Annotated in this window: 16 protein-coding genes and 2 rRNA genes (1 of these 18 only partly in view); 14 read left to right on the top strand and 4 right to left on the bottom strand. The window is 61.1% G+C overall.

From position 1 onward, the window contains the following. The 3 genes from LZC95_35025 to LZC95_35015 all read left to right on the top strand — a co-directional run. Positions 1-2,233: ribosomal RNA gene (locus tag LZC95_35025) — 23S ribosomal RNA — on the top strand; it begins 729 nt to the left of the window's first position. 137 nt (positions 2,234-2,370) lie between these two features. Then, a 5S ribosomal RNA gene (gene rrf / locus LZC95_35020) occupies positions 2,371-2,487 on the top strand. Positions 2,488-2,761: 274 nt separating this feature from the next. Then, a complete protein-coding gene (locus LZC95_35015) occupies positions 2,762-4,111 on the top strand; it encodes an amidohydrolase (protein ID WXA91657.1) in 1,350 nt (449 codons plus the stop codon). Positions 4,112-4,452: 341 nt separating this feature from the next. Here LZC95_35015 and LZC95_35010 read toward each other — a convergent pair whose 3' ends face one another. From LZC95_35010 to LZC95_34995, 4 genes are all read right to left on the bottom strand, one after another. Then, positions 4,453-5,397: an NPP1 family protein gene (locus LZC95_35010; GenBank protein WXA91656.1), complete on the bottom strand. Its 945-nt coding sequence runs from the start codon at positions 5,395-5,397 to the stop codon at positions 4,453-4,455. Positions 5,398-5,838: 441 nt separating this feature from the next. Then, positions 5,839-6,756, bottom strand: coding sequence for a M20/M25/M40 family metallo-hydrolase (locus tag LZC95_35005; protein WXA91655.1), 918 nt, complete (start codon positions 6,754-6,756; stop codon positions 5,839-5,841). 105 nt (positions 6,757-6,861) lie between these two features. After that, positions 6,862-7,713 (bottom strand): MBL fold metallo-hydrolase, encoded by an 852-nt coding sequence (locus tag LZC95_35000; protein WXA91654.1) that lies wholly within the window; start codon positions 7,711-7,713, stop codon positions 6,862-6,864. Positions 7,714-8,474: 761 nt separating this feature from the next. Further along, positions 8,475-9,137 carry a hypothetical protein gene (locus LZC95_34995; GenBank protein WXA91653.1) on the bottom strand — a complete coding sequence of 221 codons (663 nt, stop codon included), beginning with the start codon at positions 9,135-9,137 and terminating at the stop codon, positions 8,475-8,477. A 319-nt stretch (positions 9,138-9,456) separates the two neighbouring features. On the opposite strand from LZC95_34995, the gene LZC95_34990 reads away from it, so the two are divergent. The 11 genes from LZC95_34990 to LZC95_34940 all read left to right on the top strand — a co-directional run bounded on the left by LZC95_34990 (position 9,457) and on the right by LZC95_34940 (position 26,904). Continuing rightward, complete coding sequence (locus LZC95_34990; GenBank protein ID WXA91652.1) at positions 9,457-9,831, top strand: KGG domain-containing protein; 375 nt, start codon at positions 9,457-9,459, stop codon at positions 9,829-9,831. Positions 9,832-10,662: 831 nt separating this feature from the next. After that, positions 10,663-10,947, top strand: a complete 285-nt coding sequence (locus LZC95_34985; protein ID WXA91651.1) for a hypothetical protein — start codon at positions 10,663-10,665, stop codon at positions 10,945-10,947. 487 nt (positions 10,948-11,434) lie between these two features. Beyond that, positions 11,435-14,932 (top strand): M36 family metallopeptidase, encoded by a 3,498-nt coding sequence (locus tag LZC95_34980; protein ID WXA91650.1) that lies wholly within the window; start codon positions 11,435-11,437, stop codon positions 14,930-14,932. A gap of 1,170 nt (positions 14,933-16,102) precedes the next feature. After that, positions 16,103-17,128 (top strand): hypothetical protein, encoded by a 1,026-nt coding sequence (locus LZC95_34975; protein ID WXA91649.1) that lies wholly within the window; start codon positions 16,103-16,105, stop codon positions 17,126-17,128. Next, positions 17,125-19,077 (top strand): hypothetical protein, encoded by a 1,953-nt coding sequence (locus LZC95_34970; protein ID WXA91648.1) that lies wholly within the window; start codon positions 17,125-17,127, stop codon positions 19,075-19,077. The genes LZC95_34975 and LZC95_34970 overlap by 4 nt, the downstream gene beginning before the upstream one ends. A 478-nt stretch (positions 19,078-19,555) precedes the next feature. Then, a complete protein-coding gene (locus LZC95_34965; protein WXA91647.1) occupies positions 19,556-20,986 on the top strand; it encodes a PLP-dependent aminotransferase family protein in 1,431 nt (476 codons plus the stop codon). Positions 20,987-21,754: 768 nt separating this feature from the next. Then, positions 21,755-23,215, top strand: coding sequence for an iron-containing redox enzyme family protein (locus tag LZC95_34960; GenBank protein WXA91646.1), 1,461 nt, complete (start codon positions 21,755-21,757; stop codon positions 23,213-23,215). Continuing rightward, entirely contained in the window at positions 23,193-23,921 is a 729-nt protein-coding gene (locus LZC95_34955; GenBank protein WXA91645.1) for an iron-containing redox enzyme family protein, read from the top strand. Before LZC95_34960 ends, LZC95_34955 begins: the two co-directional genes overlap by 23 nt. Positions 23,922-23,930: 9 nt before the next feature. Further along, a complete protein-coding gene (locus LZC95_34950) occupies positions 23,931-25,196 on the top strand; it encodes a pyridoxal-phosphate dependent enzyme (protein WXA91644.1) in 1,266 nt (421 codons plus the stop codon). Then, positions 25,193-26,332: a cupin domain-containing protein gene (locus LZC95_34945; GenBank protein ID WXA91643.1), complete on the top strand. Its 1,140-nt coding sequence runs from the start codon at positions 25,193-25,195 to the stop codon at positions 26,330-26,332. Before LZC95_34950 ends, LZC95_34945 begins: the two co-directional genes overlap by 4 nt. A 203-nt stretch (positions 26,333-26,535) precedes the next feature. Beyond that, a complete protein-coding gene (locus LZC95_34940) occupies positions 26,536-26,904 on the top strand; it encodes a cupin domain-containing protein (GenBank protein WXA91642.1) in 369 nt (122 codons plus the stop codon).

The raw sequence follows: 26,904 nt of genomic DNA, 5'->3' as shown, positions 1-26,904 counted from the left end.
TAGCGATCTATCCTTGGTCAGGTTGAAGGATTGGGTAACACCGTCTGGAGGACCGAACGCACCATAGTTGAAAATATGGGCGATGAACTGAGGATAGGAGTGAAAGGCTAATCAAGCTGGGAGATAGCTGGTTCTCCTCGAAATATATTGAGGTATAGCCTCGGACGAATACCGACGGAGGTAAAGCGCTGAATGGGCTAGGGGTCCTACCAGATTACCAAACCCAATCAAACTCTGAATGCCGTTGAGTAGTATCCGGGAGTCAGACAGTGCGAGATAAGTTGCATTGTCGAGAGGGAAAGAGCCCAGATCGTCAGCTAAGGTCCCAAAGTCTGACCTAAGTGTCAAAGGATGTGGAAGCGCATTGACAACCAGGAGGTTGGCTTAGAAGCAGCCATCCTTTAAAGAAAGCGTAATAGCTCACTGGTCAAGCGAGTCCGCGCCGAAAATATAACGGGGCTAAAGGTCAGCACCGAAGCTACGGGCTTAGAAATAAGCGGTAGAGGAGTATTCTCACGTAGATACACGCCGGACCGTGAGGACCGGTATCGGACGTGAGAAGAGCTTATGCAGGCATGAGTAGCGATAAAGCAGATGAGAAATCTGCTCGCCGTAAGCCCAAGGTTTCCTGGGGAAGGATAATCCTCCCATGGGTTAGCCGGTACCTAAGCCGAGGCCGAGAGGCGTAGGTGATGGACAACAGGTTAATATTCCTGTGCTACCGAGGAAGGCGTTGAAGTAAGCAGGGACGGAGTAGGATAGGCCAAGCGCGGCGTTGGTTTGCCGTGTTCAAGCCCGTAGGGTGTCTCACCAGGACCCAAGAGGGACAAACAGTGAGACATTAGCCCGAGAGGTGATGAGGCGAAGCTTCGGCTTCGAAACTTGGTGATTCCACACTTCCAAGAAAATCTGCGTACAGAGCCCCTTCGGTAACCGTACTGCAAACCGACTCAGGTGGGCGGGAAGAGTATTCCAAGGCGCGTGAGAGAACCCTGGTTAAGGAACTCGGCAAATTGACACCGTAACTTCGGGAGAAGGTGTGCCCTTTTTCGTGAGAAACTTCGCGTTTCGAGCGTCGGAGGGTTGCAGAGAAACGGCGGTTGTGACTGTTTACTAAAAACACAGGACTCTGCAAAGTCGTAAGACGACGTATAGGGTCTGATGCCTGCCCGGTGCTGGAAGGTTAAGGGGACATGTCAGCGCAAGCGAAGCATTGAACCGAAGCCCCAGTAAACGGCGGCCGTAACTATAACGGTCCTAAGGTAGCGAAATTCCTTGTCGGGTAAGTTCCGACCTGCACGAATGGCATAACAACATCCGCGCTGTCTCGACCAGGGACTCAGCGAAATTGTATTGGGGGTGAAGATACCCTCTACCCGCGGCAAGACGGAAAGACCCCATGAACCTTTACTGCAACTTGGCAGTGAGTTTCGGGACATTCTGCGTAGGATAGGTGGGAGACTTTGAAGTCGGGCCTCTGGGTTCGATGGAGTCACCGTTGAAATACCACCCTGGATGTTCTGGGATTCTAACCTGCGCCCATAACCTGGGCGGGGGACACTGCCTGGCGGGCAGTTTGACTGGGGCGGTCGCCTCCTAAATCGTAACGGAGGCGTGCGAAGGTTCCCTCAGCCTGATTGGAAACCAGGCGTAGAGTGCAAACGCACAAGGGAGCTTAACTGCGAGACCGACAGGTCGAGCAGGTGCGAAAGCAGGCGTTAGTGATCCGGTGGTCCCGAATGGAAGGGCCATCGCTTATCGGATAAAAGGTACTCTGGGGATAACAGGCTGATCACTCCTGAGAGTTCACATCGGCGGAGTGGTTTGGCACCTCGATGTCGGCCCATCGCATCCTGGGGCTGGAGCAGGTCCCAAGGGTTCGGCTGTTCGCCGATTAAAGCGGTACGCGAGCTGGGTTTAAAACGTCGTGAGACAGTTTGGTCCCTATCTGCCGTGGGCGAAGGATACTTGAGAGGAGCTGACCATAGTACGAGAGGACCTGGTTGGACGCACCTCTAGTGAGCCAGTTGTCACGCCAGTGGCACAGCTGGGTAGCTATGTGCGGAACGGATAACCGCTGAAAGCATCTAAGCGGGAAGCCGGCCTCAAGACAAGGTATCCCAGGCGCAAGCCTCTAAAGACCCCTTGTAGACGACAAGGTTGATAGGCTGGGGATGGAAGTCACGTAAGTGGCGGAGTCGACCAGTACTAATAGGTCGTGCGGCTTAACCATGTCTCTAAGGCAACAATTGAGTTCGCGCCCAGGATTGGGTTTGCGAAGCTTGTTTCGCCTAGCACCCGTTTCGAAGAAAAGACGATCTTTTCACTGAGCAACAGACACGCTCTGGAAACGTGGATTTACCCACAGTTTCCGGTGGTGATCTCGAAGAGGCCACACCCGATCCCATCCCGAACTCGGAAGTTAAGCTCTTCGGAGCCGATGGTACTGCACGGGAAGCCGTGTGGGAGAGTAGGACGCCGCCGGGATTATCTTACGAAGGCTCGAGTCGATTACGACTCGGGCCTTTCTTTTTTTTGTCTCTGCGCCATCGCGCGCAGGCCGTCGAGAGGCTCGCGGCGCTCGATGTCGTCATATATCGGTCCCCGTGCGCGCGTCATCGCTGCATGACCGTTCGGTTTGACGCCTACGATGGCAGAATTCCCCAATTGGCGCCCAATCGTGAAGCGCCGACAACAGGGCGCGGCCCGAGGCTGATCGCTGTGGCCCTCGGTTCCGAAATGTCCGAGCATTCGAAATCGGATGACATATCAAGCGACGATAACGGCGGGCGTCGTCATGATCGCGTGCATGGCATCGACGCAATGCATGGCGGAAAACCGCGGGGTGCAAGCGGCGGTGCCTCTGCGCGAGGTTGACCGCGATATCGATGCCGTTCGCCCGAAGCTCATTACGTGGCGGCGCGACATTCATAGCCATCCCGAGCTTTCAGGGCAGGAAGTGCGCACGTCCAGGCTGGTGGCCGAACATCTGCGCGCGCTCGGTTTGGACGTGACGACCGAAGTGGGCGGACATGGTGTGGTCGGTGTTCTTCGCGGCGGGCGGCCGGGCAAGGTCGTGGCCTTGCGCGCCGATATGGATGCCTTGCCGGTGAAGGAAGCCACGGGGCTGCCGTTTGCATCGACCGTCACCGCGCCGTACATGGACGAGCGCGCACCCGTGATGCATGCGTGTGGACATGACGGGCATACGGCCATTCTCATGGGGGTGGCCGAGGTGCTCGCGCGCCGCAAGGCGAGCATCCCCGGGACGGTGAAGTTCATCTTCCAGCCAGCCGAAGAAGGCGTTTCCGATCCTCGCGCGGGGGATGCGAAAATCGGGGCGGCTGCCATGATCGCGCAGGGCGTGATGGATCGTCCCAAGGTAGACGCCATCTTCGCGCTGCATATCGGGCCTGTGCTTCCGACGGGCACGGTGGGCTACCGCAGCGGGCCGCTGCTGGGGAGTGCCGACGCGTTCGAGATCAAGATTCAAGGGAAGGGGACGCACGGCGGGCTTCCGTGGAAAGGGATCGACCCCGTCATCACGTCAGCCGAGGTGCTGGTCGATTTGCAGACCATCGTGAGCCGGCAGCTCGACATCAACAAGGAGCCGGCGGTCATCTCCGTCGGCTCCATTCATGGCGGCAACCGCGCGAACATCATTCCGGACAGCGTGACCATGCTTGGAACCTTGCGAACGTTCGATGACGCGATGCGGGTGGACGCCAAGAACCGCATTGCGACCATCACGGAGTCGGTCGCCAACGCGCACGGCGCAAAGGGCGAAGTGCATTTTGTGGCCCAGGGAACCAGCGTGACCAGCAACGATGCGGCATTGACCGAACGTATGATTCCGGCGCTGCTCCTGGCGACCAACGGTAAGGCCGTGGTGACAGCCAAACTCAGCGGCACGGAGGACTTTTCCGAGTACCAGAAGATGGTTCCCGGCGTATACGTATTTCTCGGCGCTCCGCCCAAAGGCAAGACGCCGGAAACGGCGCCACCAAATCACTCACCGCTGTTCGACTTCGACGAAGATGCGATGCCAGTGGGCGTGCGCACCCTTACGACGTTAGCGTTGGATTATTTGGCATCACCATCGGCGAAGTGAACTTCACGACGAGCTGTACCCGCGGCCAGGCGAGCCACGCGCAAGGGGCTCAATCGCTGCTCGCGGGCCACTGCTCGTGCATTGTCCTATGCGCTGGGCGAGGTCGGCTTCGAAGTTTTCAGCTCCCGAGTCTTGAATAGGAAGTAGCGCTCGAAAGGGGGCAGCTGGGCGTCGCCCTCGGCAACACGTCCGGCTGTTTCTGGGCTTCGGCATCGAGCAGCGGCTCACAGAAGCTTGGGCCAATGCGCTCGGCGACCGCGGGGTCGACACCGAGCATCTCGGCGCAGCTTGCACACGCAGATTCGTATTTCGTCATGCGTCTATGGCGACCATGCGTGATTTCAATCTTCGTAGGGATTGAACGGGACTTGTGATGGCTTGGCATCCGCGATGGTAGAAAGGAAGTTGTCATCCTTGATCTTGAAGCTCGCTTCGCCGAAGCCGTGGTTCATGAGTTTTTCGCGAATGCCGGACGGGTAACCGTTCCAGCCTACGAGCGCCGGGAAAACCCAATCCTGGGTCACGTTTTCAACGATGAACTCGTCGAGGCCCGTGGCGAGTCGGAAGCAGTGGTTCTTGACGCCATCCTTGTGATAAACGACCTTCGGATGCGTGCCATGCTCGAATCGTATGCTCGAGCGATCGAACTTCTGCCAGCCGTTGTGGTGGGACAGCGAGACCCACTTCACTTCATGGTCCTTGGTCCACACCGCGACGTGCTCGATATCGTGGGTGTGTCCATAGAGATGGCTGCCATCCGCATTCTGATCTTTCTCGAAATAACTGGCGTATATACTCACACACCAACCGTTCTTGTTGCACTTGTGCCGTGAGTAGGTATTGGAGTTGTCGATTTGCGCTCTGTCGTGACAATGACCGTTCAAGTCACCGCCTAGGCTCAGCCCGGGATTGAGTTCACCATTCTTGCTGATAGCTGCGGTGGCGTAACAGCCGTCTCTGTCGTAGTCGTACGCAGGAGAATAGGTTGTATCCAGATCATCGGCGTTCTGGTCCAGCCGCGGGGTGAGGACCTTGGCGCGCGCGAAGCTCGGTATCAGCACCGCAGCACCCATGGCGCTTCCGAGGACGAATCGACCCAGCCTCCGCATTCGTGTCGAGCGGGATGCCGGTGCATTGGAATCGATGGTCGACGACTTGGAACGGTTCATCAGGACCTCCATATCGGTTCGGAATATCGTCGCGGGGGCACGCGTTCGAACGCGAGGGAAATTGATGCCGAGCAAATTGGGAAGCGACTGGCGTCCGATGGCGCTGGCCGTCGCCATGTTATGTTGCTTTTGTGTCTATTTGAAGTGAATATATTCGCTTCTTGCCTCGAGTTAAGTATTCCATTGCTGAATGATTGGCATCTAGTGACGAGGTGTGTCGAATCAAGGTGAGCTGTGATGACGCGGATAGGTATTTGCGCTTTGCGCAATGCGTCCGATTTGTTCGAGGATGATACGCAATGGACAATATGTGTTTGCCCATTGCACAAGACGTGGCTTCCGCGCATTGGTGCATGAAAGCTTTGTTAATTCTGCGTCAAAGGCGGCTCCAGCCGATCTCGCGGGGGTTGCCTGGGAACGACCGGACGTATCGAACCGTGGGTGACGAGGCCAGCGATGAAAAACTCCAAGGTGTTAACATCGTTTTATGTTTATTAACGCGACTGGTGCTTTTGGTCGCAGCAAAGAAACTTGGTGATCGACGAATCGGCTGCAAGCTCACACGGATGGTGGCTTCATGACCCCGCAAACCGGCACACCGGCAAGCCGCGCCAACATGCTCATCATGCCCGGTACCATGCGCACGAGCTTCGCGACGTCGACCTTTTCGGCGGTGTCGGAAGGGCGGTGGTAATGCTTGTACACGAGCGGGCCTCCGTCGGTCACCATGATGGCGGGGAATCCCATTTTCCAGAAAGACCAATGGTCGGAGGAACGTATCCCTGGAAGAAAGCCCGGTGCAGCGATCCTGAGAGCGCTCATACCGCACGCGTGTCGAAAGGCACGGTGGGCTAGGTCACACCATTGCCTCGACGCCAAGTTCGATACGAAGTAGAGGCCGCCAAAGCGGCGACCGATCCACCGTGCATCTTGGGGCCGGGCCGCCGGGTCGAAGCCCAGGCTTTCGAGGCTCACCATGCAGGTGACGTCGATGCCGCGCCGGCGCAGCTGTCGCGCATAGTCGAGGCTTCCCATGGTGGGGCGGCGCGTGTGCGGTGGCTCCTCGTTCACGAAGGCCACGAGGTGCACGGTCCGTGGAAAACGGCGCGTCCCCAGAACTCGTGCCAATCCGAGCAACATGGCTACTCCCGACGCGTTATCGTCGGCACCGGGGGCTCCGCGCGCGCTGTCGATGTGCGCGCCGAGGACGACGTGCTGCTCCGAGTTGCGGGTCCCGGGCACCGTGCATTCCACGTTGAGAAGCCCGTTGCCGTCGATCATGGTCGAGCCGACCTCCGTGGGGTCTCGGCCTGCTTCGCGGAATATCGTACTGACATGGTCGAGCGCCGCACGAAGGCGGCGCCCTCGGTCCGAGGATCCATCGTTTCGCTCACCCAGCTCCATGGAGAGCTTACGGATATCGCTGTCGATCCAGGTTGCGATGGATGCAGACTGACTCTCGGCAGTGTTCAGCATGGCGTATACTTTCGCGTTGGGGGCATGGCGCCCATGAAGCGATATCGTTTTCGTCTATCTCGACCCTGAAAGCGCCTTCACGTACACGGCGCGCGGGATGCGTCGTCACACGGAATGAATGGCGCCCACGTCCACGGGCCTCACCTTCTGAGCCGGTCGGGCCATCTGCGCTGGTTCGTGGTGCGAATGCCCGCCATGCTGCTCGAATTCGCCAATATCGTGTGCGCAGAAGATGTCGATCTCGCCTTTGCTTGCCAGGCGAAGCTGACGAAGGCGCCGTTGGTTCAAAAGCCGGAGGCGCCGATTCTTTTCCATCATGGTTTGATACAACCGCAGTCCCGGCGTGCATCGAGGGCGCTCATCCATCTCGGCGTGGAAAAAGTAGGCATCGGCTGCATAGAGCAGCCACCGCTCGTCACATCGAATGGCAACGCCGGCGTGCCCCAGGGTGTGGCCAATCAGAGGAACCATGAGGACTTCCGGTCCGATGCCCTCGAGCTCTCGTACATGCTCGAATCCGAACCATGCTTCGCCCGCGTCCGCCGCGTAGCCCCGCCATTGCGCACGCGTGTTCCACTGCTGCGGGCGATATCGCAATCGGTCGATGACCGTCTTTTGCGATGCAGCTGAATCGATTTCCGTGCCCAAGAGGTGCACCGTGGCTTGCGGAAAATCATCGAGTCCGCCGGCGTGGTCGAAATCGAGGTGCGAGAGTACAATGTGTTGCACGTCTTTGGGATCGAACCCGAGTCGCTGGATTTGCCGGACTGCCGTCATGGACTCGTGGAGTTCGGGCTTCAACAGCGCGAGGAAGAAGTTGCTCAATCGGCTTCGGGGGTGCGCGATGTCCGGTAGACCGTAACCCGTGTCGATGAGCGCGAGGGAGCGGCCCGTCTCCAGGAGCAGGCAATGGGATGCAAGCCGGCCGCGAAGCGAATGCTTCGTAACACCGTCCATGAACAGGCCGCCCAACGGACACGCGGAAATACAGTTTAGATGATGTACACGCATCACGGTACGGGATGCAGCTGGCGGACCATGAACGCGGCGCTCGCCGAGGCCAGCGGCAGCCCGCCGCGTGGGAGCGTGTCGGCTCGCCCCGGATGGCCAGCGCCCCGATGCCGATCTCGATGAGACCGAATGCCGAAAAGCCGAGGTCCCACGCGAGCTGCCCTTCGCCGGGATGCACGTGATGAATGCCGAGTAGCTGACGGTCAATCATCCCTTCGATGAAGTTGAAGAGTCCCCATCCCATGACGAGTGAACCCACGAAGGTGCGTGTTGACCAAGGAACATCGGATCGTTTGCCAGCGACCCATAGTTTCCAAAGGCCAAGCGATACCATCACCCACGTACACGCGTGAAAGAGACCGTCCCATACCATGTTGTTTCATATCGACGATTCGATCGGCGGACGTGCGCTGATAGCATGTTGTGCCACTGTAGAATTTGATGAAGAAAGATGCCGTCCACGAAGCTTTCATCGTTCGAAGCACCAATCGTGCCTCGGAATACGAGAGCGCAAGACGTCCGAGGAGCGATGGCTCCGATGCGAATCGCGGAACGGGACACGATCTCAGCCGAGTTGCCGCATAAGCAAGCCATTCGGCAGATTTTGCGCCGGGCGCATCTTACCGGCCGTGCGTGGCTCTTGAGCACCACCAATGGTCCATATGTAACAGATGTGTGGTCGGGCTTCGCCCGCACGGATCGGCACGTCATGCAGGCGGGTCGCGCATGCTCGAGCTTACGATGGGCAGCGAAAGGCCATACTTTTCAGTCACGGAGTGCACCAATTCTTCGAACCATCGTTCCGCCGTGGGGGACACGACGACCTCCTCAATCAGGTGATCGAGCGATGTGTTGAAATAACGCCCGACCTCGGCGGAACGAACGTCCGACTGCCACAGGGCGCGCACCTCGCGTTCGTAGTCGAAGCTCTTTCGCTTGCAGAAGAACGGAAGGAGTTCATGGCCTTTGGGAACGGGCTCCTTCTTGTAATCGAGATAGCGAACGGCCCCGAGATAGAACGTTTCCGTTCCGTTCGAGAGCGCTGCGGCAAGCTGACGAACGGTGCTGCGCACCGCGAGCCCCTCTTCACCATTCAAGTAGATCCTCCACATGGCCGCGGACTCGTGTTCGTTCGCATGCCAGCAGCTCACGAATACGCGCTCGTGCACCTTTCTCGGATCGGACGTGGCGGGTGCAAGTCCACGATTGCGGCGCGCATAAAGACCTTCGAAAGGGTCTGGCAATTGGTCGGCGCGTGCGAAGAAAAGGGCTCCGCGATGCAACATCGACACGTACTTCGTAAAGTCCATGAAGCGCCAGATGGGCGCGTCATCATCGAGGGCTTCCAACATGTCAGGTCGTTCGAGCATGAAGTCTCCCATGCAAAAAGTAAGAAAGTGTGTCGCCGCCGAACCCTGCAAGGGTCAGAGATATGGCAAAAGTGCCCGTGTGTCATCACGGTCACCGATCGAGCAGATGAACCCGCGACTTGGACCGGCCCCGCGCGGTGTGGCGTTTAGCGGAGATGCGTTCGTAGGTTGAATTGATTCTTGGCGAATCATGGCGGGCTCGTTGGGCTCTTGGTGCGCACTCCGGTTGACCACGGCGCGAAGGCACGGTCGCTGCACTCACCTTTGGCACAAAGAACAATCGGACAGTGCGTTTTGCGCACGGAAAGGAATTGCGAGAATGGCTCAGCAACACAACCAGCACACTTCGAATCAGGGGACCAGCAATCGCGGCTTCGCCTCGATGGATGAGCAGAAACAGCGCGAGATCGCGAGCAAGGGCGGCCAGGCTGCCCATGAGAAGGGCACCGCGCACGAATTCACCAGCGAAGAGGCGCGGGAAGCGGGCCGTAAAGGTGGTGAGGCCGTGAGCCAGGATCGCGAGCACATGGCCGAGATTGGCCGCAAAGGCGGCGAGGCTCGCAGTGCCAACTCGCAAAGCAGCTCGAACCAGGGCGGCTCCCACCGTGGCCAAGGCGGCAATCAACAAGGGCAACGCGGCGGGACCTCCGAGCAGCACGCCAAGGCCGGCTCCCAGAGCCACAAGAACAGGTAGGGCATTTCGCCCATCGTTGCAGCGTGGCACCCATCCAACGTTTCGCCTGACGATCGATCGGTGTCACGCTGCGCGTAAACAAACAACGACGCTCTCCCCAAAGCAAGAAGAAGAAAACCATGCAGATGCCCTTTTCTCCGCAAACGGATCCAAAGCCACATCCCGATCATGGGAAGCCGGTCGGGCCGCCGCTCGAAGTTCCTTTTCCGCAACAACCGAGCGAACAGCCTATTCACCGCCCAATACCCGAGCAGCCGATCCATGCTCCCATTCCAACGCAGGGAAGGAATGCTTCATAATCCATTTTCAGCTCCGTCATGATGATCGGCGCATCTGCCTTGCATCTTCAGGAGTCCGAAGGAGGGCGCTGCGTCGACCCAACGTCACCTTGTTGTTCGCTCTCATGCCGTGGCCTTTGGGGCTCCTTTGCTGGCCGTGAGGCTGGTTCGTTACGATCGTCGCCTTCGTTCGGGCCGGGTGCGCTGCCACGAAGCATCGGACATGCCGGCTCGAAGCTGGACGATATCTCGCGTAGGCTAAGCCCATACCGGTATTTCATAATGCGTAAAGCGCAGAATGGGTCTGAGTGGGGATGCCCCCAGGCAACGCGAATGGCAACTTGGAGCTGATACGTTGCGATCATGGCCGCGAAGCGCATAAGGCGGCCTTCGCGCACATGAGCTTCGTTTTTCAGCGGCGAAGCGCCGAGACATTCGTATTCTTCCGGCCATGGAGCTTCACGGCCAAGGGGCGCGCCGACACGTAGCGACTGGACCGCGTCCTATTCTGCTGAACATTGCGGCGGTCGGGCCGAAGACCGGAGTACCCTTTATGCCGTACATCGTCGGAGATGTCGGCGCCAATCATGCCATCGTTCGCATCCACGAACTCGTGGTCGCTCGGCTCGATCGATGCGCCGAGTGCCGGCGCCCCGTCGTGCCCCGGCCCGAGACGTGGACCGTGGCGGACGATATTCGCATGATGTTGCCTGAGCTCGTGGAGCGAGCAGGCTGGCCATGGCAGACCAGCAGCCCGTCGAACCGGGTCAAGGCTGTTTGCGGCGTGTGTGCCCAGAGGCGGGCCGTGCATCTTTCGGAGCTCGGGCCCGCGAAGTGAACTTGCTCGTGCCCGACAGGGACCGGCGCGCACGAAACTCGCATCCTTTCTCCGAGTGCGTTCCCGCGTGGCCCAGCCATCCTGGTGGGAAATCATGGTGCGCTCGGTTATGAAACACCGCTCTTCTTCGAGCGGATTTCCACCTTTTCCGGCCGAATTCCCGTAGGCCTCGCCGACGCATGGTTCTTTCACGTGCCTGGACTCCGACATATCGTAGTTCGGCTGGGTCTCGTGTGATCCTTCATGGCTGTTTCGGTTATCTGCTGGATCGAAACACGAAAAAATCGCCCGTTGATGTGCGGATAGCGCGAAACTTTGGGCGCGTGGGGACGACGCGGTCGTCGCACCGATGCAGCTCCCGGGTTGCTTGCCTATCCATAAGAAATGCGCGAGTGTCCTTTGCTCGTCGCTTCTTGCTTCCCTCACTTAATTCTCATTGGGCACCATGCGCCTCTCGTTTCTTCGCCGCGCTTCCATGCGTGCGCTCGTGTCTTCTCTCGCAGCAGCAAGTGCGCTCGCTTGCACCGTCTCTTCGGATCGCGATATCTCGCCTGCGCGTGCCGCGAATGCTACGCCGCCGGGCGCGAGCAGCGGGGTGGACCGTGTGCGCTTTCTCCCGGTGAGCCATGCTCCCCCGGTGTTCGGTGACGCTGCGGTCGCGCGCGCGCTCGGTGCGCTCGAAATCGGCACTGCAGATAGCTCGGGTGGGATCTCGATTCATCCCAATGCCCACGTGCGCCCGGACGGGTCGGGCACGGTGGTCGTGGAGCGCGCGATGGGGGGCCTCGCCATCTCGGGCGAAAAAGCGGCGGTGGTGCTCGGGCCAGGAGGGCGGCCGGTTGCGACGGTTGGTGATCTTGCGCCGCTCCGCCTGCGCGCAAACAATGGTGCGCCCATGCGCGATGCGGAGGCCACGGTTCGCGCGTTCGCGTCCAAGCTCGGTCTCGCCAAGGTGGAACGCGGTCCGGCAGCCGACACGTGGCGGGCGGGCGATCCGCACGGCTCGCGCACGGCGACGATTGCGGCGAAGCCAGCGCTTCATCGTGTCGGCGAGGAGCTCGTGCACGCCTTTGCGCTCGACGTTGCGACGTTCGGGCCGGACGGTGTGCCCGACGATCGACGGGACGTCGTCGTCGACGCCCGCGATAGCTCCGTCATCGAGGTCCACACGCGGCGTTTCTCCCATAGCTTCCGTGTGTGGGCCGACGCAGAGGGCCGCCCGCTCGATGCACCCGGCGGCAATGGTGCGATCCCGCACCCGCACGGCGTGCCGGACGGGTTCGTGCCCGCCGTCGTGCCTACGCGCCTCGTCGCGACCGACGGCTTTCTCGCCGGCGCACCTTGGCTCCTGCCAAATGCGACCGAGGCATCGGGAAACAACGCGCGCGCCGGGATTCGCTTTCGCGGCTGGTTTAGGTGGGGCGATTCGGACCCGCCGGATCCCGATGCATTTCTCGTCCCGATATCGTCCGAAGGCACCTTCGATCGCCAAGTGGATCCGACCCTTCCGTTCGACACGAAGGCCGCCGGGCTCGCGGTCGCGACGCAAGCGTTCTACATCGTCAATTATCTGCACGACTGGTTTTACGAATCAGGGTTTACCGAAGCGCGCAAGAACCCGCAGCGTGACAACTTCGGACTCGGTGGCAAGGACGGCGACCCGATCAACATCGAGGTCTTCCCGCTTGCGGCCGACAATGCGTGGACGCACGTCACGCCGGACGGCGTCTCTCCGACGCTTGCATTTGGAGCGTTTAGCTCCGTGCGCACCAACTCGGTGATCGCCATCGAGGGGGGTGCAATCCTCGACGGCGATCTGGTCGCTTATCGGGTTGGGCCTTCGACCTTCGACGTCCGCGCGCCGCTCGTCGCGCCTCGTGATGATGCCGGTCACGCGATGGACGGCTGCGATCCCGCGGCACTTCGAGGTGTGTCGCTCGGCGGGCGTGTCGTCGCGGTCCCCAAGGGCCCATGCGGGATCGTGGCGCAGGTCGAGCGGATTGCGGCGCTCGGCGCGGTGGCCGTGGTGCTCACCGAGTCCTCGGAGGATTCCAAGCGGGATCTCCCGAGCCAGCCGATTGCGATCCCCGTCGTGATAGGGACGCCGGAACATAGCGCGCAGATTGTTGCGGCGAGCGGCCAACCTGTCCGGCTCACGGGCGCGCGTGAGCGGTGGCGCTCGTCCGCACTCGACGTCGGCGTCGTTGCACATGAGTGGGGCCACGTCCTTGCGGGCAGGCTCGCGGGGCCTTCGCCGACGTGCAGCGAGTTCGTGTGCACGAGCTACTCCCAAGGCCGCGGCATCCACGAAGGCTGGGCGGACTTCGTTGCGTTGCTCGTCGAGGTCCGCAAGGAGGATGTCGCCGCTGACGGGCTCCGTGGTGCGTACACGGCGGGCGGCCATGTCGACGAGGTGAAGAGCGCCGCACCGTACTATTTCGGAACGCGCCGGGTACCGTACTCCGTCGATCCGGCGAAAAACGCGCTCACCTTCCGCCACATTCGCATGGACGAGCCGCTTCCGACGACGCACCCCGTGCAGCCCCACGGGTCCTTCGGATACGCCGAGGCGCATGACGTCGGGGAGGTTTGGACGACGATGCTCTTCGAGTGTTACTCGGAGCTCCTCGATCCGGAGCGCGGTCTCGGCTTCGCCGAAGCCAATGCGCGGATGCGTCGTTACCTCGTCGACTCGCTCCAGGTCACTCCCATCGACCCCGTTTTCACGTCGGCGCGCGATGCGCTTCTCGCGACGGCCGCCGCGCGCGATCCGGAGGACGCGCGGAGGTTCGCCGCGGCATTCGCGCGTCGTGGGCTCGGCGTCGACGCGAAATCGCCTTGGGTTGGGTCCGAATCGAATGTGGGACTCGTCGAGGGCTTCGCGCCCTGGACCTTCGATGTGCTGGGCTTCTCGTCGCGCGATGACGGGCGCACATGCGACGCCGACGGCGTGCTCGATGCCGGCGAGCGCGGTCACATGCACATGGACCTCGCGTTGCGTTCGCTCGTCCCGCCGGTGGAGCTCGCGCGAGACGCGATGGTGCACATCGTCAGCGAAGGCACCCCGCTCGTCGTGCACGGCGGTCCCAAAGCCGTGCACCTCGAAGGGAGCGCGCGCGTGGGGCTCGACTTCGATGTCGAGCTCACCGCGGGGGTGTCTTCCGGGCGGCTTCCCGTCGTCATCGAGCTTACGCACCCGTCCTTGCGAGCGCCCGAGCGTCGCACCGTCACCTTGCGCGTCGATCACGACACGGGCCCTGCGACGACCGAGTGTTTCGAAGAGTCTCTCGAAGGGCGGTGGGCAACGAGCACCCCCGCCAGTGAGCCACCCGAAAGCGGCTGGAAGATCGTGGAGTTCGGTGAGCGCTTCGCTTCGATCCAACGTGCCCCCATCGCGGATGCCTTCAACCTCACGAGCCCTCCCATCCACGTGCCAGCGGGCACGGCCCTCGAGCTTCGCTTTCAGGAGCGCAGGCGGAATCAATACAATGGGGGAATCGAGATCTCCACCGACGAAGGAGCCTCCTGGACCGACATTTTCGCGGTTGCGGTCCACGAGCAAGCTGACTGCGCGGGACAGGTCTGCAACTTCGTCCCGCCGGAAACGCCGAATTACCCCGCCTTCGTACCGTTCGCAATTACGCTCGATCCGAAGCTCGGCGGCCAGACCGTGCGCGTGCGCTTCGTCTCGTACGGCGGCCAATGGGACATCGACGACTTCGAAGCCATCGGCGCCTCCGGCACGCCATTCGACTCCTGCGTGCCCAACGCGTGCAGGCCGCAAGAAGTCGACGCTGGCGCGGACGCGGGCACGCGCGACGCCGCACCGCCAGGTGCTCCCGCCGCCACACCGACCGAGGGCGGCGGCTCGGGCTGCGCCATCGCCGTGCGGGAGAACCGCCAAGCGGCGCTCGCCGCCGCGGTTATCTTGTTCGGCATGGTCTCACTCCGACGGCGTCGCCGTGACTCGGGTGTTCGGGGTTAGGATGGATGGAGTGCTCCTGGGCCGGATGCTCGAGTAGAAGGCCCTGGTCTTTGTGGTACGGACGAAAAAGTCTCGTTCAGGATCCCATTCGCTACAAGCAATTCGAGATGCATCGTTTGGGCTGTCTTTTGTAGGCTGCGGTGATGGCTCGCCCGCAAGTTAAGTCCTGCGGATGCGAATGTTGGAACCGCCTCGCAGGCAGTGTGATCGGGCAAGCAGGAAACACGATCCGTGCCCGCGATCTGACTGTTGGAATCGGACGTCGCGAAGTTGTCGGTGTCTGTAAAGATTATAGTGGCGTCGTTATTTCTGCAAGTTGACGGATGGACTCGTGATTTGATGTGCATGCAAGTGTTTTGCGGATAAGTGAGTCAAAATCGGTTGAATCACGGACGACCTCGTGCAGATTGGCCCGTGCATGGATTCATTCCCGCAGCGGCTTCGTCGAAACGGTAGAAACGCTAGGCGGTGGGGCGTCCGTAGTTTCATAGGAAGCGCCGTCTTGGCTTGCGGCACGTCGGATGACAATACGACCTACATCGAGGAGCCAATCACGATCAGCGAAGGAGGGACCTGCGGCGAATGGCAAGTGGAGCCCGAGGGAGCGCCTGTCGTTCATCACGTGACCGCAAAGTGCGCCGCCGGGTTGCTTTGTCGCGACAACATCACCGTCAACCAGCCGAAATCACGCCCGAAAGGTACGGCCAAGGTATTCCCTCTCCAGGGCAGTGCTCACTGTCCTGCAAGAAGAGCCTCGACTGTCCGGGGCCTTATCAAATTTGTTGCGCCGGTGGATGCACACAATGGCGATGTCATCGCCCCGGTGAAACGGACGCGAATTCCGACTTCGATTGTCCATTCGATGCCCGATGCGAAGACGGTGTCTGCGTTCAGAAATTGTGACAGGTTTTTTATATAGCCCTTTCCAATTAGCTTATCCACGGGCCGAGAAAGCTGTCCTGGGCTTCGAGAGGTCGACCACGGACTCGTTCACCTACGAACAGCTTGCCGCGACTTTTTCCGATGTGACAACAAGGAAAGCGCCCCTCGCCTGTAACCGTGGCGCGTCTTTGGCCTATTGAAATTTTCCCTCCAGGTTGGTTCTCGCGGGTCCTGCCGGCGCGCCTGACCGCACTGCGCGGCCTTGTCCGCATGCTATGGTGCGAATCGATGGGAGGAGCGGTTCGGTGTTTGCGGCTGTCGTGCCTAGCCATCGCGCTCGCAAGCGCGATGGCTGCCTGCGGGGATTCGAACTCTGCGCCACCGGCTTCGCGCAACGCCTGGACGAGTGCGCGTTCGCTTCCCATCGAGCGGTTCGAGGCTTACGCCGCGGCGTTCGAAGGTCGCATCTACTTCATCGGCGGCATCACGGGGCTCTTTGGCGACATCGGAACGGCGAGGCCTAGCCGGCGGGTCGATGTCTACGATCCCGCCACCGACGCGTGGACTCCGGGGCCCGATTTGCCGGAGGATGCCCCGAAGCATCATCTTGCAGTTGCCATGATGGCCGACGGCATTTACGTCGTCGGTGGGTTCGATGGCATCTTGGGGCAGCTTCCCGGGGAGCCGTTTCGGCCAGTCGCGAAAGCGTACGCCCTGCGTCAAGGCGCGTGGGTGCGACTTGCCGATCCGCCGCTGGCGCGCGGGGCGGCGACGGCCCAGGCTCTGGACGGGCGCATTTACGTTGCAGGCGGAGCCCCCACCGAGGGGCAGCCACCCTACGATCGACTCGACGTCTACGATCCAAGTGCGGACACGTGGCAAACGCTGGCCAACATGCCCACGGCGCGCGAACACCTTGCTTCATGTGCGCTGGACGGGAAGTTCCTCGTCATCGGCGGATGGATAGGACCCGAGGAACACGCATCGACGCGCGCGGAAGAATACGACCCACGGACCAATGCATGGCGCGCGCTCGCGGACCTGCCGACGGCGCGCGGGGGGCTCGCGGCCGTGTCGGATGGCAATCTCTGTCACGTCATCGGGGGTGAGGATTGGTTCATGCCATTTCCCGGTACGTTCTCGACGCACGAAGCGTACGACCCTTCGGCGAACGCGTGGCGCACGCTCGCACCGATGCCTACCGCGCGCCATGGATTCGGGCTCGCGCGCTTGGCGGGCAGCCTCTTTGCCGTGGGGGGCGGGCCCAGCATGGGCAACAGCTACACCAACGTGACAGAGGTTTACTTGCCATGAGCGCGAGGCTGCGCTCCCAGATCGCCTGTGGATGTCTGTTCTTCGTCGTGTCCTCGTGCACCTCGCACGACGCCACGACGAATGGCATCCCGCCGCTGGAACGATGCAGGTCCGGCATGCATGGCCTGCAAAAGCCCATGTACCATGGCAATCGCGAGCGACTCGGATGGAACGACACGGAAGACGTCTTGACCCCAGCTGCGGTGCAAGGCGGGCATTTTCAACCGCTGTGGAACTCGGCCCCATTCGATGGGGCCAAGATCGAAGGCCAAGAATTCGTGGGACGCGCATACGCGTCGCTCCTTTACGCAGACGACATCCACATTCGCGGCGGCGTCTACGACGGTGCGGTGGCCAGTGTCGTCTACGGTGCAACGAGCAATGGATGGGTCTACGCCGTCAACGCATTCGAGGCTCCGTGCGCCGCGCGATCCATCGCCCCGGGCGCGTTTCTCTGGCGCACGCGCACCGTAACCCCCGCGGTTGCCCCCACGCTCGATGGCCGCACCGCCGCACCGGCGTATTCCGGAATTGCGGTGGGCACCCTTTCGACACCGATTCTCGATCTCGAGGCCAGGCCCCCGCGATTGTACGTCACCGCGCAAGATACGGTTCCAGGAGGGTTCCCCGTCTGGAAGGCCTTTGCCCTCGACGCCGAGAGCGGTGCCATTCTGCCAGGGTGGCCGGTGGTGATGTCGCGCGCGGAAATGGAAAAGGCCAATAAGAATGGTCCGGCTTATTTCGATGACGATGCGCGCATCGTCTCGCAACGTGGGGCGCTGGCCTTGAGCCCCGACCGCGAGCGTCTCTATGTTACGTTTGCCGGCTATTACGACGGCGCGGTCGGATGGATTGCCGCGATCGATACGCACGCGCCGGCGATCGCCGCGTCGTTCTCGGGTGCTCCCGACACGGCATCGAACCCCGACGGAAGCCGTGATCGCCATGCCAACGCCGGCATGTGGGCTCCGTCCGGGCCGGCCGTGACGCCCGATGGCCATGTGTTGATGAGCACGGGGAATACCGAATACGAACTTACCCAACGCGCGGAGCCTCGCACCTGGGGCAATTCGGTTCTTCGGTGGACGCGTGATCTCGATTTGGAGGCGACGTACACTCCATACAATTATTGCCCCCTCGACCAGGGGGACGTCGATGTGGGCGGCTCGTCCCTCGTTCTACTGCCCGAGCTTTCGGCGATTGCCCCGAAGACGCCGCACCTCATGACCGTCGCCGGCAAGCAGGGGGTCGTCTATTTGCTCGACGCCGACCACCTGCCCGCGAATACGGAGCGCCGGCCCGCGTGCAGCATCCAATGGGATGATGCCTCACGCGACCTGTCGTTGCTCCCGCCCGAGCCCGATGGCACGTACTGCGACGTGCCCACGCATGATCCGTGCACGCCGGCGGCACACTCCGATCGATGTGTTCGCGGGCCGCTCCTCGCATTTGGACCGGCGGGGGACATCGCGGCGGTCGACCACGCGAAGATGCGCACTACGCCCGCGTTTTTTCGCGCCAAGGACGGTGCGGCCTACCTCTACGTTGCTGGCACGACGAAGGCTGCTTTGTGTTCGATCGATGCGGTCCCGCCGTCGGTGTTGCGTCTTCGCATCGCCTCGGCCAATGGTACGGCGTACCTCGCGCGCGATGGCGCGGACACGGAGCTTCGTCTCGTCAATCCGGGGTCGCCCGTCGTGTCCAGTCATGGAGGCGAGGCGCCCGTGGTGTGGGTGGTCGACCAGAATGCGCTGCGCACGCAGCCGCTTCTCGATCCGAACACGCCGCATCCGGTCTTGGTGGCGCTCGACGGCACGTCGCTTCGTGTTCTCTATCGCAGTGGGCCATCGGATTTGTTCGTGGGGGGCAAATACGTGACCCCGGTCGTTGCCCACGGAAGGGTCTTCGTGGCGACGGATCGCGTTCAAGCCTTCGGCGTGGCGCCATAGGGGGCACGGAATCACCCATCGCGCGCTTCGTGGCGTGCGTTGGGCCCCCAGCATCGTGGTCGTCCCTCGAGTTGTTTCCGAGCTGACCGAAGTCGATAACAAATGTGCTTTACCCCTCGATGGTTCGCCAGGAGACATTCCCTGGGTCGGAGGGAAGTCGACCATCGTCGCATCCAAAAGTGCTCGCGAAATGGATCCGATGCGGCTCCAACTTCGTTCAAGTACGACGAGGAGAAAGAAATGGATCGACGTATGTCCCGGCTTCTATCTCGAGATGCGGGTTCTGGGCGCCCCACCCTTCATTCTTGGACCCTTGCAAGGAACGGGCACGAAAAAGGAGGGCAACGAGCACCTCTCTGCCTCCTTGCAGTCCTTGCAAGGATTGCTCCTGACCCTTGGCGCCCGCCGATTCCGTTAACGCTGCCTTGGCAACACCAAGAGCTTGCCGAACCGGATCGCGGATAAACCTTCTTCGGGAATGAGAACTTGGCAGCTCACGGTGCAGCTGGTCGATGATGGGCAATTACCGGTTTTTCGCCAGATCGCCGCATCCATCCTGGCGGATATCGAGCGCGGTAGGTTACGTCCTGGCGAGCGGCTGCCGTCGAGCCGTGCGCTCTGCAGCCAGCTGTCGGTCAATCGGAACACGGTGTTGGCGGCGTACGAAGAGTTGTTTGCCCGCGGGGTGATCCGTTGCGAGCCGGCCAAGGGGACCTTCGTCTCCGGGGAGCCGGTGCGCGAGCACCGATTTGCCGAACGCGCGGGGTTCGACCTGCCTGCACCGACGGTGCCGGACCTGCCCGCGCGCCGCGCTTCCGAGCTGTTGGTCTTGCTCGGGGGTGTGCCCGAGCTCCGTTTCTTGCCGCATGTGCAACTCGCGCGCGCCTATCGAAGTGCGCTCGAGGGCGCCGTCGGAGGGCGGCTCGTCGACTATGCCGATCCCCAAGGTGATCACCGACTGCGGGTGGCCCTCGGCGATCTGCTTGCCCGCGCGCGCGGTATTCCAGCGGGGCCAGAGGCCATCTGCGTGACACGCGGAAGTCAGGGAGGCTTGTACCTTGCGGCGCGCGCACTCCTGCGGCCCGGTGACATCGTTGCCGTCGAGGAATATGGCTTCGAACCCGCATGGCAGGCGTTGCGTCTGAACGGAGTCGAGCTGCGGCCCATGCCCGTCGACCAGGACGGGCTCGATGTCGATGCCCTCGAGCAGCTGTGCTCCACGCATTTGGTGCGTGCGGTGTACCTGACGCCCCATCATCAATATCCCACCACCGTGACCCTCAGCGCCGAGCGGAGACGGCGCCTGATGCAGCTGGCCGCGCGGCATCGCATCATCATCTTCGAAGACGACTACGACTACGATTTCCACTATGACGGCCGGCCAGTCCTGCCGTTGGCATCGTTCGATCCGAGCGGCGTCGTCATCTACTTCGGCACCATGTCCAAGAGCCTCGCCCCCGGCCTTCGACTCGGGTACATGGTCGCCCCGCCGGACGTCATACAGCGCGTTGCCGCCTATCGGATGTACGTCGATCGCCAAGGAGACCACGTTCTCGAACGCGCGGTGGCGACCTTGCTCGAGGATGGTCTCATTCAGCAGCACACCCGCCACGCATTGCGTGCGTATCGCCGCCGTCGGGACGCTTTGTGCGAGGCGCTGGGGCGACACCTTCCGCAATTGGAGATCCGGCCCCCCTCGGGCGGAATGGCCTTGTGGGTGCGCGCACCGGGCATCGACGTGGAGGCATGGGCGCGCCGCTCGCTCGCCGCCGGAGTCGCCTTTCAGGGTGCCCGCCGCTTCACATTCGATGGCGCGGAGCGGGAGTATGCCCGGATGGGATTCGCCGCCTGCAACGAGTCCGAACTCGACGAGGCCGCCCGCCGCCTGGCGACAACCTTGCATCACTGACCGCCCGCCGCCGAGGATCTGGAGGAGGAGACTATCTGAAATCTGGACCATCACGGCCCGCGCACGGAGAACTACAGTGGGCTGGAAGCCGGCTCGCGGCACCGCGCGGAAAGCGTGCGTGCTGCTCCCATGATGGAACGATCCCTTCCGGAACATGCAACTTGAGGGGCGAGCCTCCTTTAAATGGATAACCGGCCAAATGGTTTTGTTTTGGCATGTTGTCTAAAAGACATTTGGTCATTCCATAAGTGACATCGGAGCGAATGGGTGGACGCGAAAATGTTCCCTGTCGTTCTGACAGCATCCTTTCTTCCATTTGCTACCCAAGGTTCATTTTGATGCCAAGGCAACTACACGTGCAGGCGCAAGTGCGCGCGCATTCGCGCGCTTGCAGCCCAATTACTGAACTAGTATTAAAAGTAACGCGACCAGCTGGCGCTGCATGGCGAGTGTGGTATGAGGACGATCCATTTATTTTTGTCCGAACGATGATTTCGGAAATCGTGGCGTAGTTCACAGAGCGCGCGAATCCAAGGGGGGGGAGTCGCCGGCAATTTATTTACGGGAGAGGAGAACTTGTACGATGCGTACGAGCCTTGAATCCATACGAACGACCGTGGACGTAGATGTGCGCGATGCCCGGAATTGGCCATTGCGGCGTGTCATCCGAATGGGTGACATATGACGGGTTTCGAACGTGGTCTTCGCGAGCGTATCGACTCCAAGTATCTCCGCGAGCCGACTTCGGATAATCCACTCTGGCGTCTCGTGAACGACCGCCTGCCTCTCGAAGAGTGCCAGGCGTTCTACTCGGGTATTCGAGATGGCCTTGCGGTCTTCAATCGCGTGCTCTTGGGCCGATTGCTCGAAGAAAGTCCAACGGAGCGAGCGAGGAGTGAGCTGCTTCCGGTGATCGCCGTCGAATTTGGCCCGCCCGCCTCCGCCGCGCACCCGGCCATTTTCAAGCGGTTTTTGCGCTCGTTGGGAGTACCCGAATCCGAAACGCACGAAAGCGCGGATCTTCTCGAACCGACGAACGCATGCGCCGCGGAGGTCGAGGCCCTTTGCAACATGTCCTGGTGCGAACTGCTCGCGCGCCTTCTCGTTGGGGAGACCCAAGGCCCCGTGGTCTTTCCGGTCATTCTCGATGCTTTGAGGCGGAACTACGGCCTCAGCTCGTTCGATGTTCAATACTTCTCCATTCACGCAACCCATGACAAGAAAGACACGGAGATCCTCTTCGATCTTCTTGCGCGCACGGTAAAATCGCAGGCGGACGAGGATGCCGTGTTGCGGGTCGTCGACGAGGCATTCGACGGCGGACGCTATCTGGTGACCGGATGCCGATTGGAGCCGAGCCCTCGCTATCGTTTTGCGGACTACTCGTCCAGCATGACGAGCGGCTCGATGCGAAAAAAGGCTGTCGACGTTTCGGAGCCCACCGAATTTCCCGCGGAGTCGCCGAAGGGAGCCTCTGAAGCGCGCGAGGTGGGAATTTCGCTCGAAAGAGTGGTGGACGACGCAAACGCGGCCCCCATTCGAGAGATAGTCCATCGGGCATGGGCGGCGCTCCGGCCGAGGTCCTATGACGAACCTTTGCCTTCCCACCCAAGGCCCACGGACATCGGGGCCGTCCGCCATTTGCTGCAAGGAGCGCGACGGAGCGCACAGGAATGGGAATTCGTGGTTGCCCCACGCCTGCTGCAAATGTGCCCTGACCTCGACGCGCGCGTTCTGCTCTGGCAGGTGGCACACGCCAGCTACGGCACGCGGCGGAGCGAGGTGCCGGCGATGAAGCTGCTCACGGATTTGCTCTCGGCGCTGAGCCATGAAAACGAAACGAGCGTTGCCGAGGAGCCCTCGCGAAAGGCGGCGCTCCGTCAATCGTCCTTCCTGGAGCTCGTGTCCCGCGGTCTCGTGGCCGAGAACCTGATTGCGTTGGAATGCCTGCCCGTGGTGAAGGGAGCGCTTCTCTCCGCCCCGTCCCGATTGCGTGAATCTGACTTGACCTATTTCGATCGCGCCCGTCGCGATGCGGGCCTCGGGCTCGAGGTCGGTATCGACTTCCTCGCGCGCTACGCCGCCGCGGATGCGGTGGACGGGCTCGTCGAGCGTGCGCTGCATCACGCGCTCGATGCATCGCCGTTCGCTCCGTTTGCGCCCTTTGCGGAGCGCGCTCGCTCCCCTCACTCGAGGAGGCATCCGGATGTCACGGCAACCATCGCCTGATTCGTATGCATTCGAATCCGAGCTGCGCCGCTCGTGCGATGCGGCGTACCTGCGCCCGAGCGCCCGCGACAACCCGATGCGCGAGCTGGTGGAGGGCCGCCTTCCCATCGCGGAGGCGCGTCGGTTCTGGGCCGGCCGATGGACTCGTGTTCTCGTCCTGAACCAACATATCCTGCCGGCGTTGCTTCGCACGTGCCCCGATCTCGAGAGCCGGGCAAATTTGTGGCGCAGCATCTCCGTGGAGTACGGCGAAGGCAAGTACGAGCGCTCGCATCCCGTGCTCTACACCCGCTTTTTGAAAGCATTGGGCTTGGCGGAGGACCCGCATTATCCCTCCAAGCTTCCCGACGATCCGGAAACACGCCGGCTCGTACTCGCGGTGGAAAATGCGAGCTGGCTCGAGTTGCTGGGTGCCTTTCTCGCGCGTGAGACCGTCGGGCCGAAGGTCTTCGGCATCATCGCCGATGCTTTGCGAGCGTCGTACGGCCTGAGCGACGCGGACGTGGAATGGTTCACCGTGCACGCCGTCGGCGATTTGGACGACGCCAACGACATTTTCGACCTGGCCAGGCAATTCGGTACCAACCCCGAAGCGCGCGAGCGCATTCGTGCGGCCATGCTCGCGTGGTTCGACGCCAATTCCGAGTATTGCTGCGCCCTCGGGCCCATACCCATTCACTACGCGGGCCTCGACGGCCACGCGTAAAGGACTCCGATGTCATCCAGCCGACGATTTTACGAATACTGCATGCGATGCCAGAAGCGATTCGATTCCGACCGCTTTCGCACGCGCTGCGATGTGTGCGCAGGGGCAATGGATGTCGAATACGATCTCGAAAAGGTCGAAATTTATCCGAACGAATCGAATCCGATACTTCGTTACCGTGATTTGATACCGGTCATGGACCCGTCGAACTGCGTTTCGGTGGGGGCGGGCAACACGCCGTGCGTTCACGCTCGGGCTTTGGGGCGTCTGCTCGGGCTGCCGAACCTGTTTCTCAAGGACGAGACGAAGAACCCCACGGGCACCGTCAAGGACCGCCCCGCGGAGGTGGTGCTTTCGTACTTGAAGGAGCGTGGAACGTGGCATTTCACGTCGTCGGCGACGGGGAACAGCTCGACGGCCTTCGCGCGGGCCTGCATTTTGAATCCCCCGTTCCAGCACAGCATTTTCGTAGGGGAACGCTGGCTCGATCGTCTCACGTTCGACGCGAACGAACGGGTTCACGTTTGGGTGCTCGAAGGAAAAGACGTGTCGACGAAAGAGGCCATTGCCTTTTCGCGCAAATGGGAGCGCGAGAACGACGTTCCCGCCGAGGGCGGCTTTTTCAACATCGGGCGGCGCGAGGGGTTGAAGCTTGCGTATCTCGAGGCCGTCGATCAACTGAGCACGTCGTTCGATTGGTACGTTCAAGGCGTATCGACGGCGATGGGCGCATTCGGCACGTACAAAGGGGCGCTTCAATATCGCACCCTCGGAAGGGTCGACCGCATTCCGAAAATGGGGCTCGTGCAAGAGTCGACGTGCGCTCCGCAGGTTCACGCCTGGAGGGAGGGGTCGAGCACCATTCAGCCGCACCATATCCTCAAAAATCCTGACGGCATCGCCGATGCGCTGCTCAAAGGCGACCATTCGGAGACGTACCCCTACGTACACCAAATGATGATGCACACGGGTGGCACGTTCGTTTCGGTCACGGCCGACGAAATCCGAGCCGCCCGCCGTGCCATTCTAGAATACGAAGGAATTTCAGCCTGCTGCGCGGCTTCCACGACCGTTGCGGGGATCCGTAAGCTCGTGGAACGCGGTGAGATGAAGCCCGAGGAACGCATTTTGGTGGCGCTTACCGGCAGCGATCGAAATCCGGCGCATCACGTGAAGACATATCGACGCGTCGTTCGTACGAAAGACGGATGGGAACCGGAAGTCAAGGGAGCCAAAGAAGCAAAAGAAGCCAAAGAAGACGGAGCCGCCGCATGAGAGCCATTTGGTCAGATACCGAGGAACTGATTCCGGAGACCCGCGTTCGAGCCGAAGGGATCCATTTTCAAAAGGTGGACACGAACCCCGAGGTTTATGGCGGCTTCATGGCCGGGCTCGACTATCCGAAGTACCATGAAAGCATTCTTCATCCCGGCGTGCCGGACTATGAAAAACGCGCCGACAAAGTGGTCCACGAGCATTGCCACGAGCAGCCCGAGGTGCGCTTTTGCTTGGAAGGGGCAGGGGTTTTCGAGATTCGGTCGACCGACGATCGCTGGATGAAGTGCACGGTGGAACCGGGCGATTTGCTCATCATTCCGGCTCGGCGCTACCATAAATTCTATCTGGCCGAGAATAAGTACATTCGCCACTTGATGTTCAGCAAGACACGCGGTGCAGACGGTCAGGTGGTTCCTCAATATCGAAACGCTACGCAAGCGCCGCAAGCGGCGAAGGAGCCGAAAACGCGTTACGAGGAGTATACGCGTTACGAGGAGCTCCTGGCGCTCCTCCCGACGCCCGACAAGCGCGTCTCGAGGGACCATTTGCTCTTTTTCGTTCCACACCTCACGACCGCGCTGTGGCTCGAAGTGCTGCTCGAAGATGTTTCCCAAGCCGTGAAGTTCATCGACGAGGGCCGCGTTCTCGAGGCCGGCGATCTGTTCGCGCGCGCCGCCGTCATCGAAAAGCAGCTGGTCTCGGAGCTGGAGGTCAGCGAACGAATACCCCCGAGCGAATTCGCGGAACTGCGCCACAAGGCCTATGCAGGAAATGGCGGCGATTCTCCGGGATTCCGGCGTCTGCTGGAGGTGGGGAAGACGATTGTGCCGGCCGTCGAAAAGCTCTGCGCGCGCCGCGAAGTGGACATCGTCACGGTCCTTCGAAAGCCGTCCGACCATTACGATTTGCATCTTTTGTTGCGCGCCATCTTGGAGCTCGACGGCTGGATACGTACGTGGCGCTATACGCATTTTCGACTCGCCGAGCGCCATTTGGGACCGGAAGCCGTATCCATGAAAGGCCGCCCCGTCAGCGCCCTCCTCGCGGGGGCCGAGCTCCGAATCGTTCCCGAGCTCTGGTCAGCCATCACGAATTTCACCCACGCGACGACCCAGAGCTTCACCGGCGCTTGAAGCGTGTCCCAAGAGAGATTCACATGAAGGCGGGAAGGCGGGAAGGTTTTTTGTTTCCACTCGACCCGCTGGCCGAATTGAAAACCAAAGAAAAGCGCCTCGCGCTGCAAGTGCCGTAAGACCTTCCCGCCTTCCCGCCTTCATGTGAATTTCTGGGAGCGGCACTTGCTTTCAGCGGTTGTTGATAGCGAAGGAGTTGAGCCATGGCATGGATTGATTGGGATAGTGTTCCCGAGGAAAAGATTGTGGATGGGGTTCGCCGGAAAATGGTGAGCTCCGAGAACATGACCATCGTCATGTGGTTCTGGGACAAGGGGGTCGATCTTCCGGCGCATACCCACCCGCACGAGCAGTTTTACTATCTCGTCTCGGGAAAAGGCATCTTCAAGTCGGAGGGCGAAGAGCGGCTCTTCGACCAGCCGGGATCGTCGTGGATGGTGCCTGGCAACGTCCCGCATGCGACGACGTACCTCGAGGATTCCATCACCATGGATATCTTCAGCCCCCCGCGGGAGGACATGATCGCGGGCGTCGACCCATACATTCGCAAGGCCACGAAAAAGGCTCTCTGA

It is taken from the genome of Sorangiineae bacterium MSr12523, assembly GCA_037157775.1.
In the GTDB taxonomy this organism is placed as follows: Bacteria; Myxococcota_A; Polyangia; order Polyangiales; family Polyangiaceae; genus Pendulispora; species Pendulispora brunnea.
The sequence above is the reverse complement of the archived record's forward strand: the minus strand, read 5'-3'. Positions and strand labels throughout refer to the sequence as shown.

Coding starts and splice junctions, on each gene's coding strand:
- LZC95_35015 (WXA91657.1), top strand. CDS start 2,762: ATGACATATCAAGCGACGATAACGGCGGGCGTCGTCATGATCGCGTGC.
- LZC95_35010 (WXA91656.1), bottom strand. CDS start 5,397: ATGGCGACGGCCAGCGCCATCGGACGCCAGTCGCTTCCCAATTTGCTC.
- LZC95_35005 (WXA91655.1), bottom strand. CDS start 6,756: ATGCTGAACACTGCCGAGAGTCAGTCTGCATCCATCGCAACCTGGATC.
- LZC95_35000 (WXA91654.1), bottom strand. CDS start 7,713: ATGGACGGTGTTACGAAGCATTCGCTTCGCGGCCGGCTTGCATCCCAT.
- LZC95_34995 (WXA91653.1), bottom strand. CDS start 9,137: ATGCTCGAACGACCTGACATGTTGGAAGCCCTCGATGATGACGCGCCC.
- LZC95_34990 (WXA91652.1), top strand. CDS start 9,457: ATGGCTCAGCAACACAACCAGCACACTTCGAATCAGGGGACCAGCAAT.
- LZC95_34985 (WXA91651.1), top strand. CDS start 10,663: ATGCCGTACATCGTCGGAGATGTCGGCGCCAATCATGCCATCGTTCGC.
- LZC95_34975 (WXA91649.1), top strand. CDS start 16,103: ATGGGAGGAGCGGTTCGGTGTTTGCGGCTGTCGTGCCTAGCCATCGCG.
- LZC95_34970 (WXA91648.1), top strand. CDS start 17,125: ATGAGCGCGAGGCTGCGCTCCCAGATCGCCTGTGGATGTCTGTTCTTC.
- LZC95_34965 (WXA91647.1), top strand. CDS start 19,556: ATGAGAACTTGGCAGCTCACGGTGCAGCTGGTCGATGATGGGCAATTA.
- LZC95_34955 (WXA91645.1), top strand. CDS start 23,193: ATGTCACGGCAACCATCGCCTGATTCGTATGCATTCGAATCCGAGCTG.
- LZC95_34950 (WXA91644.1), top strand. CDS start 23,931: ATGTCATCCAGCCGACGATTTTACGAATACTGCATGCGATGCCAGAAG.
- LZC95_34945 (WXA91643.1), top strand. CDS start 25,193: ATGAGAGCCATTTGGTCAGATACCGAGGAACTGATTCCGGAGACCCGC.
- LZC95_34940 (WXA91642.1), top strand. CDS start 26,536: ATGGCATGGATTGATTGGGATAGTGTTCCCGAGGAAAAGATTGTGGAT.